General features: G+C 61.2%; 8 protein-coding genes, 1 tRNA gene and 1 pseudogene. 4 read left to right on the top strand and 6 right to left on the bottom strand.

Annotated features, from left to right (window positions below; translation table 11 throughout):
• Positions 1-134: 134 nt before the first annotated feature.
• Complete coding sequence (locus tag EOC06_RS25030; RefSeq protein WP_128309045.1) at positions 135-1097, bottom strand: sugar-binding protein; 963 nt, start codon at positions 1095-1097, stop codon at positions 135-137.
• 560 nt (positions 1098-1657) lie between these two features.
• Here EOC06_RS25030 and EOC06_RS25020 point away from each other — a divergent pair.
• The 3 genes from EOC06_RS25020 (at position 1658) to EOC06_RS25010 (ending at position 4956) form a co-directional block, all read left to right on the top strand.
• Complete coding sequence (locus tag EOC06_RS25020) at positions 1658-2776, top strand: LacI family DNA-binding transcriptional regulator (protein ID WP_206631252.1); 1119 nt, start codon at positions 1658-1660, stop codon at positions 2774-2776.
• A gap of 133 nt (positions 2777-2909) precedes the next feature.
• A complete protein-coding gene (locus EOC06_RS25015) occupies positions 2910-4037 on the top strand; it encodes a thymidylate synthase (RefSeq protein WP_128309044.1) in 1128 nt (375 codons plus the stop codon).
• Positions 4018-4956, top strand: coding sequence for a hypothetical protein (locus EOC06_RS25010; RefSeq protein ID WP_127267267.1), 939 nt, complete (start codon positions 4018-4020; stop codon positions 4954-4956). Before EOC06_RS25015 ends, EOC06_RS25010 begins: the two co-directional genes overlap by 20 nt.
• Here the strand turns inward: EOC06_RS25010 and EOC06_RS25005 are convergent.
• From EOC06_RS25005 to EOC06_RS24985, 5 genes are all read right to left on the bottom strand, one after another.
• On the bottom strand, positions 4953-6011 hold the full coding sequence (locus tag EOC06_RS25005; RefSeq protein WP_164749084.1) for an ImmA/IrrE family metallo-endopeptidase: 1059 nt from the start codon (positions 6009-6011) through the stop codon (positions 4953-4955). The genes EOC06_RS25010 and EOC06_RS25005 overlap by 4 nt on opposite strands.
• A gap of 47 nt (positions 6012-6058) precedes the next feature.
• Positions 6059-6382 (bottom strand): hypothetical protein, encoded by a 324-nt coding sequence (locus tag EOC06_RS25000; RefSeq protein WP_128309043.1) that lies wholly within the window; start codon positions 6380-6382, stop codon positions 6059-6061.
• 253 nt (positions 6383-6635) lie between these two features.
• Positions 6636-6712 (bottom strand) — tRNA-Arg (locus EOC06_RS24995).
• 132 nt (positions 6713-6844) lie between these two features.
• Entirely contained in the window at positions 6845-7771 is a 927-nt protein-coding gene (locus tag EOC06_RS24990) for a DUF1003 domain-containing protein (protein WP_128309042.1), read from the bottom strand.
• A gap of 381 nt (positions 7772-8152) precedes the next feature.
• Positions 8153-9043: a D-alanyl-D-alanine carboxypeptidase family protein gene (locus EOC06_RS24985; RefSeq protein WP_128309041.1), complete on the bottom strand. Its 891-nt coding sequence runs from the start codon at positions 9041-9043 to the stop codon at positions 8153-8155.
• Positions 9044-9468: 425 nt separating this feature from the next.
• On the opposite strand from EOC06_RS24985, the pseudogene EOC06_RS24980 reads away from it, so the two are divergent.
• Positions 9469-9744, top strand: a pseudogene (locus EOC06_RS24980) (methyl-accepting chemotaxis protein); the annotation flags it as partial.

Raw genomic sequence — 9744 nt, 5'->3', positions numbered from 1 at the left:
TGTCTCGCCCGTCCTTCGGACCCCCGTATAGAGACGGGGCGAGGGGGATTGCCAGCGTTGGAGCGCTTCCCTTCTCCCCGTACCATACGGGGAGAAGGTGCCGGCAGGCGGATGAGGGGCGGCGCTAACGACGATCAGTTTCCAGACATCGCCTTCAGATTGGCGGCGTAGGCGTCGACGTCATCCTTGCCGATGATCTTGGTCGGGATGATGATGAGGTTGCCTTCCGGGATGCCCGACTTGTCGCCCTTGAGATAGGCCGCCATCAGCTTCATGCCCTGATAGGCCCATTCGAAGGGCTGCTGCACGACGGTGGCGGCAACGGTGCCTTCCTTGACGCCGCCCAGCGTGATCGGATCGTCATCGAAACCGACGACGGTGATCGAGCCGAGCTTGCCGGCGTCGCGCAGCGCTTCATAGATGCGCGGCGTGTTGTAGGAGTAGAAGCCGACCATGCAGGTGACGTCGGGGCTGGCGACCAGCGCGTCCTCGACGTTCTTCTTGGCGCGCGCCTGGTCGATGTCGGCGCCGCGCACGTCGATCAGCTCGATCTTGGTGCCGGCGAGGCCGTCCTTCATGCCCTGGATGCGCTCCTTGGCGTTGTCGGCGCCGAGCAGGCCGACGAAGCCGAGGCATTTTCCGCCATTGGGCATCGCCTTCTTGGCGATTTCGGCCGCCTGCTTGCCGGCATCGACATTGGACGAGCCGATATAGGCGACGCGCTTGGTCTGCGGGGCGTCCGAGTCGGTGGTGAACAGTGCCGTTTCCGAGGCGATCTTGTTGAGGCCATCGGTCGAGGTCTTGGGATCGACGGCCGAGACCATGATGCCCTTGACGCCGGCGGTCACCAGATCGTCCATCAGCCGCTGCTGGATGGCGACCGAGGACTGTTCGGGATATTTGAGCTCAAGATTGTAGTCAGGCAGTTCGCCCTGCGCTTTCTTGACGCCGGCTTCGGCGGCCTTCCAGAAATCGGAAGCGCCGTTGACGACGAAGGCCAGCGTCGGCTTGTCTTGGGCGCGCGCGATGGCCGTGGCCGACAGGCCAAGCAGCAGCGCGGTCGCGGCTACGGATGCAGTTCGTATCAAGGATTTCATGTTCAACCTCCCGTTTGGCTCAGTCGTTGGACCGGCCGATCTTGCACTGACCTGATTTGCCGTTTGCAGCGTGGACGCCCTCCTCCTCAAAGGGGTTCCCGGCACCGAAAGAATGGCGTCGTTCCAGCCACGATCATGGACCTTAGAGACTCATCCTTCGTTCGTAAATAGTCCGATTTGTCTGACATATCACATATCCGAGACAAGGCTCGCGGAGGTAGTATCCGCTCGCCACCGGGCCATTTTTCGTACTCTCCCGCCGCCCCGGACCTGACCGGCCGGACGCGACGGATTGACGGTACAGCGCATTTTTGTATTAGTAAACAGTATTAGTTTTGAGGCAATATCCGCGGTTTCGAGGCGTATACGTCCACGAGCCGTCGCCACGGCTGAGCTGCAGCCCAAGCCTTTCGCCTTTTGAGTTTTGGCCTGTATGGAGATCCACGGCGGATGGACCTCCGGCATGCTAATAGTTATAAACGACCTTGGCGTTACCTCTATAAATCGAATGCGTCACGCCATCTTGCCGGCCTGACCGGCCTGCCAGACTGGGATTTGCCATGAGCGAGACGACGGATCGGGCCAGCGACACGGCGAGGCGGCGCAAGGCGCCGGCCAAGGGCGCCAAGGGCCGCGTCACCATGATCGATATCGCCAGGGCAGCCGGCTGCTCGCAGGCGACCGTGTCCTTCGTGCTCAACAATTCGCCAGGGATCAAGCTGTCGCAGCAGACCCGCGAACGGGTGATCGAAGCCGCGCGGACGCTTGGCTACGCCGCGCCCGCTTTCGAGGCCCTTCACCCGCCGCTGCCTGCCTTCGGGGGGGCCGCCTTCGAAGGACTGGACGGGGTGATCGGCTTCGCCGTCGACCAGCTCGCCACCAGTCCGGAAGCCGTGGTCGCCATCGAGGGCGCGCGCCAGGCCTCGTGGAATGCCGGCAACGTGCTTCTGGTGGCGCAGACGCTGGGCGATTCCGTCATGGAGCCGCGCGCCATTTCGGCGCTGACCAAGCGGGGCATTTCGGCGCTGATCTACATGACCATCTTCACCCGCGAGATCACAGCGCCCGACTATCTCTACGGTCTCGACATCCCGGTGATCCTGCTCAACTGTTATACGGCCGACTATGCCTTCCCGGCCGTGGTGCCCAGCGAGATCGCCGGCGGCCAGAGCTCGACCCGCCATCTGATCAGCCACGGCCACCGCCGCATCGCCACCATCACCGGCGAGCCGTGGATGCAGGCGGCCCAGGACCGCCTGAAAGGCTACCGCCGCGCGCTCGCCACCGCCGACATCCCGTTCGACCCCGAGCTGGTGGTCGAGGGCGACTGGTCGGCCAGCGCCGGCTACGCCGCGACCGTCAAGCTGCTGGCGCTGAAAGACCGCCCCACCGCCATCTTCTGCCAAAACGACCGCACCGCGATCGGCTGCTACGAAGCGCTGAAGGAAGCCGGCCTACACATCCCTGGGGATATTTCCGTGGTCGGCTACGACGACGAGGAAATCGCCCGGCATCTGTTCCCGCCGCTGACCACCTCGATCCTGCCGCACATGGCGATGGGCCAATGGGCGATCGAGCAGCTGGAAGCGCCGGCGGCTCCTGGGAGGGGGCGGTATCCGATTACGAAGCTGGAATGCCCGCTGGTGGAGCGGGAGAGTGTGCGGGGGGTGGCGGGCTGACAGCGGCGCGGCTGGGCAGCAAAGGGAGCGCCGAACTGGACGTTGCGAATTCTGCAGCCGAATAAAAGGCGGTGGTGGAATATTCAATTGCAGCCGGATACTCTTCCTGCTGAGATATAATCGCGAATCGATCTTGCTTGATAGTCAGGTTCAACAGCAGACTCGGCAGCAAGGACCGTGCGTGTTTCATCACTCTGCCGACAATCTCGACGATTTAATGCGAAAGGTTTTCACGCGGCTGTTGTCCGGTAACAAGCGGAACAACCGCGTGAGATCACGCAAAGGTACAAGCACCGAGTTGTTCGGTGCGCTTCTCGAACTTACTAATCCGCGTGCGCGACTGGGAAGATCCGAGGCGCGCGCTAGAGTTTTCAGTCCGCTTGGCGAACTGCTCTGGTACCTGTCAGGCAGCGACGCATTAGACCAAATCAATTACTACATCGAAGGATATGACGAGTTTTCCGACGACGGCGAGACGCTCAACGGCGCTTATGGCCGCCGTATCTTCGGGCGCGCTCGCCTGCGCGGCGACGCCGAGCCCAAGGACGAATGGCAGCGCGTGATCGACACTCTGCGCGCCGAGCCCGGTTCGCGTAACGCGATCATCCAAATCTACGCGAACGCCGACGGTGCTCGAAACGGTGCAGACGGCAAAAAAAGCAAGGACATTCCTTGCACCTGCACGCTGCATTTCGTCATCAGGAAGAAACGGCTTCACCTACACGTGCACATGCGGTCCAACGACGTTTTCCTCGGGCTGCCGCATGACGTCTTCTCGTTTACCATGCTGCAGGAGATCGCCGCGCGTGAGTTAGGGGTCGAACCAGGAACCTATCATCACTCGGTGGCCAGCCTACATCTCTACGACGACACGGAAAGGCAAAAGCCGCGTACAAACGCCCAGAAGTACGTGGACGAGGGGCTGCACGACATCGTCCCCATGCCGCCGATGCCGTTGGGCGATCCGTGGCCGGCCGTATGGCAAGTGCTGGAAGCGGAACGTGAAATCCGTGCCGGCAACCCGAATTTCGAACCCGTGGCGGATCTCGACCCCTATTGGCGGGACCTGATTATACTGCTGCGCGTCTTTGCTCTTGGCACATTACGGGATACGAAGCGTGCCGCCGAGTTGCTCGACCGGCTGAACCATGACGGGTTCAAACTCTATGTGCTCGATCGGATCGCTAAGAAGAAAGTGGCGGATCCGGTCATCCGAGAACTGTTCGAACCGGAAGAAGTAGATGCCCAACGGAATCCATAGGGACCGCCAATTCCAATTGCTGAAAGGCCTTGCGGCATACGAAGACGAATTCGGTCCACTTCCCGGTATCGCGGATCCCGCGGCCAGACAGACACTGGTTGAGCAGATGGTGTCGAGCATCCGACGGATCGAGTATGTGCGGAATTTCCGCCATCGCCCAGCCATCTCGGCTGATCGTATCAATCCGTACTCCCCTCTTTTCGATCCTCTGAAAGGTGCGTTTTATCTTGATACCAAGGGCCGCCGCGACGAAGCGGTATGGATAGCTTTTCTGGGCACTCATTTTGGCAAACACGCCGAAGATGCCTGGAAGCTGGCCGCGAACGTCATGGGCTCGTTCGGAGAGGGGCCGGTGTGGACTTTGGAGCGCTATGGCGTCAACAGGGCCGATTTTGAGGCGATGTTAACCACGCATGAGGATGACCTGAAGTCCAAATCTATATCCGGACGATTTTCGAACCACCGTCAGTACCAAAGCAAGAAGATTGGCAATATTGGCAAGGTGTTCAGTACTTTCCACGAATGGTTGACGGCCTCGGGTGGTATGAATTCAAAGGTGCGGCTGATACATAAAGAGGTTGGCCAGGAGCCTACGGCAGTTTTCAAGAAGCTCTACCGATCGATGAAGGATGTCTACGGTTTTGGTCGCTTGGGCAAGTTCGACTTCCTGACCATGTTGGGCAAGCTAGACCTAGCGCCGATTGACGCCGACAGTGTGTACCTAACGGGCGCCACCGGCCCGTTGTTCGGGGCCAAGCTGCTAGTCTTGGGAGCGACCAATGCAGAAGGTAAGCCCAAGGAGATCGAGAGAGCGGTTGATACGCTCGACGACTACCTCAACGTCGGTAAGCAAGTGCTTGAAGACAGTCTCTGCAATTGGCAGAAGAGCCCGACGATCTACACTTATTTCAGAGGTTAGTCGATCAGGTCAGGTATGTTTGGGTCTTCACCCCAACGGTAGCGGCGCTTGAGGAAGTTCAGCTTGCTGTGATCCACCACGTCGGCCCGCTGCAACTGACCTACGATGATACCTGGTGTGACATCCACCGCTCGGGCGATGGCCATGATAGCCTTCGGCCCCACGCCACGGTTGTCGAGTTCTTCCCGAAAATTGGCAGGAAAGAGCAATTCTTGCGCAAACTCGTTGGCCTCTCGTTCTTGAGTCTCCGTGTCCGTTCCCATGAATACAGCGCCTTCGCCGTCGATATGGTCTTGCCCATGCAGTACGATGTGCGCAGCCTCATGAAAGAACGTGAACCAAAAATGGTCTTCCGCCATATGGCGGAAGCTAAGCAGGATGACCGGATTGCCGTTGGTATCGAACCAGGACGCGCCACTTGCGCGGCAACCGTCCGGAGTCCGGGCGGTTGCTACTGCCACACCGACAGATCTGCAAGCGGCTACGAGGCGCGGAACAAACGCGGATGGCCGCTTGAAAGCTGAAAGCTTCTTTAGTCCTGGAAGCATGTTCCTAAATGCCGAGAGGTCAAACTCGGGCAGGTCACGGTCGGCGATGGCCAATTCGCCGGCGCGCAGCCAGACCAGTGTGGCCATGCCGTCGGACGCGAGGGATAGTGAGGTTCGGAAAGCGACAGCGCCCACGCCCGATGAGTAGCGCTGTCCCCATTCCTGCAGAGTCAAGCAGCCAAAAAATGCGAGAATCTCGTCCTTGAGTTTGTTCTTAGACTTGCTGCCTTTGGGGACCCAACCGAATTTGCGCATCGATGCTGCCGGCATCGATGCGACCCATGACGCCTCTGAGTCTTGTGAACTCTCGTCCAAACGGGCCATATCCAAAACGTAGGATTTATCGCGGGCCAGCCAGAACCGCGTCGTAGACCCTAGATTGTCGGCCAGAACACCGGCGTCACTTTCTGTCAACCGACGGTGGCCCCTAATCAAAGCGTCGAAATCGTCTGTGGATATTCCCAATGCGTCAGCGAGTTCTGCGCCGTCGATTTCCTTGGTGTCCATGAGCCGCACTATCGTGTCGCCCGGCGGTGAAGACCAGTTAGGGTCAATCATGCTAGCAGCTTTCCGTTGTTGAGAATCCGCAAGAGCTTAACGCGGTGAACATCGCCCCAGTTGGTCGTGTTGATCACACCGGCTCCGATGGGCTCCACCTCCACTACAGCGGAATCTCCCAATGGATAGCTTAACCCGATCTTGCCTTCAGCCCAGTTAACCTTTGGTTCATCCGGCACTTCGTGGAGATAAATGGCGCCCCGCATGTCTGCGATAAGACTGTGGTATGACCGTGCCAGGTCCTCACCGAGCATTTTCGTTGCCGCCTTTCCGTCGATAGTTGCCCTTCGGATTTTCGGTGTGAGATAGTGAAGTTCCAAGGCAAATCGTCCCGCGAGCAGACCCGAGACCACGCCTGTGACTACTTCGCACTGCGAGTAGTGAGAGACAGCCCGAGGAAAAAGACAAGTCGAATCGTTCGTCTAGACAACTAATGTCAGCGCTATCCGGCTACGACACCATAATCAATGCCGGTGTCGTCATGTAGTTGAGCGATTGTGCTTATCCTTGCTGATATGCGGCGCAAAGCAGCCACCGCCAAACGCAGTGTCCAGAACGGACCCCTTTGCATTCTGGCGCACCCGACAGGATTCGAACCTGTGACCTCTGCCTTCGGAGGGCAGCGCTCTATCCAGCTGAGCTACGGGTGCTTTCCGGAATGCGGAAAACGAACCAGCCGGTGAACCGGCAAGTCACGGCTTCTTAGCGGAAGCAGGCGCGAGCTTCAACGGGCAATTGGAGATTGGCGCAGCGACCTGGCCCGGTGCGCCCCAGGGTACGGCTTATGAAGTTGCCGCCCCCGCCTTCACCGTCCGCCTTCCGCGCACCGCGCGCTTCGGCTTCTTCGCACCCGCCAGTTCGTGCATCGCATCCAGCTGCATCTGCTGCATTTCGGCCAGGCGCGTCCATTGGCGCGAGATGAGGTAGTCTAGCTTTTCGTGCAGATGGCGCACTTCGAGCTCGGCCTTGAGGTTGACGCGGTAGTCGTTGAAGGAGCGCAGGCGGTCCTTGGACTCCTGCCGCCGCTGGCTCATCATGATGATCGGCGCCTGGATGGCGGCGATGCAGGAGAGCAGCAGGTTGAGCAGGATGAAGGGGTAGGGGTCGAAGGCGGCGCTCATGCCTTCGAGCAGGTTGATGCCGATCCACACCAGAAGCACGCTGCCGAACGAGATCAGGAACCACCAGCTGCCGCCGAAGGCCGCCATGTTGTCTGAGACACGGTCGGCGAAGGTGCGGTGCTCCTCGAACTCCTCCTCCGAGTTTTCGGAAATCGTGTCCTGCCTGGCGATCGATTCGACCACCTGGCGGTCGAGCTCGGAGAATTCGCCGTGCTCCTGCTGCAGCAGCTCCTCCATGTAGCGCATGCGGTAGCGTCCGAGCTCGGCACGGCTGATGCGGGCGCCGGCCGGCAGGTCGGGATGGTCCGAGCGGATGCGGTCGGCGAGGCTCGGGCGCAGCGTGTCGATGCGCACCAGATCGCGCTTGCGGAATTTGCGGCCCGATATTGCCGACGGTTTTTTCTTAGGCTTGCCACGGTGGGCGCCGGGGCCCGCAGGTTCGGAGTCCGGCACTTCGGGCGTGTCGAAGTGCTCGTCCGAGACCGGATCGGCCTCCAGCTCACCGACGATCGGCGCCTCGAAATATTCGCCGCCGCTGTCGTGCTGGTTGTCTTCCGGTTGCTCGGGCGTTTTGGGGACGGTGCTCATGGTGGGCTCCTGGTGGTGCTGGGCGACGTATGCCGCAACATCGCCAGCATCGCGACGGATTTCGTGGGACTACAAGTGTTTTTGATCGCTTCCCGACTTCGTCATCCACGGGCGGAGCGGGAGCGAAGCGGACGCGCAGACCCGAGAATCCATGCCGCGACCTGCGAGTGTCGCTTGCGGTGAAGAACTTGCCCGATGTTGGCGCCAATCACCCCCCTCTGTCCCGCCAGCGTGCGCAAGGTTCTGCACCGTGGTGACGCGTTGGGAGTCCCGGCATGGATCCTCGGGTCTGCGCCGCGTCGCTACGCTCCTTGCTTCGCCCGTGGATGACGAAGTGGTGGGCGGCAGCCGAGCACCCAGACGCGAACCGCGCCGCGGCCACTACTGCTCGGCGAACATCAGCCTGGTCTTGGCGCCGTCCATGGTCGGCGACAGGCTGCGCTGGATCAGCGCTTCGACATGGTCGTTGCGCTGGCGGGCTGAGTCGGCGCCCATGACCACGACGATCAGATTGCGGCCGTCGGCATTGTAGGAGGTGACGATGTTGAAGCCCGAGGCCCTGATGTAGCCGGTCTTGATGCCGTCGACGCCGCGCACGCGGCCGAGCATGTCGTTGTGGCCGCGCACCAGCCGACCGCGGAACATGAAGTCGCTTTCGGAGAAATAGTGGAACTGCTGGGGGAAGCGCTGTCGCAGCGCCATGCCGAGCACCGCCATGTCGCGCGCCGTGGTCATCTGGCCACCGTCGGGCAGGCCGGACGCGTTGCGGAAAATGGTGCTGGTCATGCCGAGCTGGCGCGCCCTGGATGTCATCATGGCGGCGAACTGATCCTCCGAGCCGCCGAGATATTCGCCGACCGCCACCGCCACGTCGTTGGCCGATTTGACGACGATGGCGCGGATCGCCGAATCGACGTCGATGCTTTCGCCGCGCCGGAAGCGCAGCTTGGTCGGCGGCTGCGAGGCGGCATGGTCCGAAACCGGGATCTGCGTCTGCTTGCTGACGCGGCCGGAGTCCAGCGCCTCGAACAGCAGATAGAGCGTCATCATCTTGGTCAGCGAGGCCGGGTAGCGCTGCGCCGTCGAGCTGACCTCGAACAGCTGCTTGCCGGTCCTGGCGTCGACGACGATGGCCGCATATTTCTGCGCCGGCGCCGGCACGGCCAGCACGCTGTCGGGCGGCGTCGTGGTCGAGCAGCCGGCAAGCAGCACCAGCAGGGCGAGTGCCGCAAAAACTCTCTGGATGAGCAGAAGGGGGCGCAGGTTGGACAAGGGCAGGACTGTTCTGGGGTCGGCTGTTGCTGAGATGCGGCGAAGCTAACGTAACGCAAGTGATGCGTCCATTTGGTTAATGGCGGCAGCAAGGCATTTGCCCAGGTTTGCGCATATTTTCAGAGCTTGGCGCCGCCCCTCATCTGGCTGCCGCCATCTTCTCCCCGTGAACGGGGAGAAGGACGCTCTCCTCGACGGGTTCGCCAACCGCCGGCGTCGCAGAGTGAACGCCAACACCGCGGCATCTCCCTTCTCCCCGTTCACGGGGAGAAGGTGCCGGCAGGCGGATGAGGGGCAGCGCCGGCGTCGGCTATCGGCCCCGCCGAGCATCTGCCCCGAAAACGCCGGTTTTCCCGTGTCTTTCCTTGCCAGGGCCGCGTTTCCCGTGGGAAGGGGCGTGGTATCTCAGGGCTTGGGGGCTTGGCATGACGAATATCGGGGCCGGGGGCGCAGCGCCCTCGCTTATCAGGGCATCGCTCAGCCGCACCGGCAAATGGGCCGGCAGCGTCGCCTTTATCGGGGGTGCCGTATCAGACATCCTCAATCCGCTGGCGCCGTTCGCCGCCTATATCGCGCTGATCGCCGCGGTGGCCGCAATCATCATCGCCATTGCCATCGTGCTCAGGCTGGTGCTGGCGGCCAGAGCGCTGCCGGCCTTGATCTTCGCCACCACGGCGGCGGCCGTCGCCAGCGGCGTCTAC

The sequence above is a fragment of the Mesorhizobium sp. M7A.F.Ca.MR.362.00.0.0 genome, assembly GCF_004023175.1.
Classification (GTDB): Bacteria; Pseudomonadota; Alphaproteobacteria; order Rhizobiales; family Rhizobiaceae; genus Mesorhizobium.
Note: the sequence above shows the minus strand (reverse complement) of the source record. Positions and strands in the feature narration are given on the sequence as shown.

What these genes read in the sequence shown, in the direction of transcription:
- EOC06_RS24990 (WP_128309042.1), bottom strand. Translation starts at nt 7,771, where the DNA reads ATGAGCACCGTCCCCAAAACGCCCGAGCAACCGGAAGACAACCAGCAC.
- EOC06_RS25005 (WP_164749084.1), bottom strand. Translation starts at nt 6,011, where the DNA reads ATGGACACCAAGGAAATCGACGGCGCAGAACTCGCTGACGCATTGGGA.
- EOC06_RS25030 (WP_128309045.1), bottom strand. Translation starts at nt 1,097, where the DNA reads ATGAAATCCTTGATACGAACTGCATCCGTAGCCGCGACCGCGCTGCTG.
- EOC06_RS25020 (WP_206631252.1), top strand. Translation starts at nt 1,658, where the DNA reads ATGAGCGAGACGACGGATCGGGCCAGCGACACGGCGAGGCGGCGCAAG.
- EOC06_RS25010 (WP_127267267.1), top strand. Translation starts at nt 4,018, where the DNA reads ATGCCCAACGGAATCCATAGGGACCGCCAATTCCAATTGCTGAAAGGC.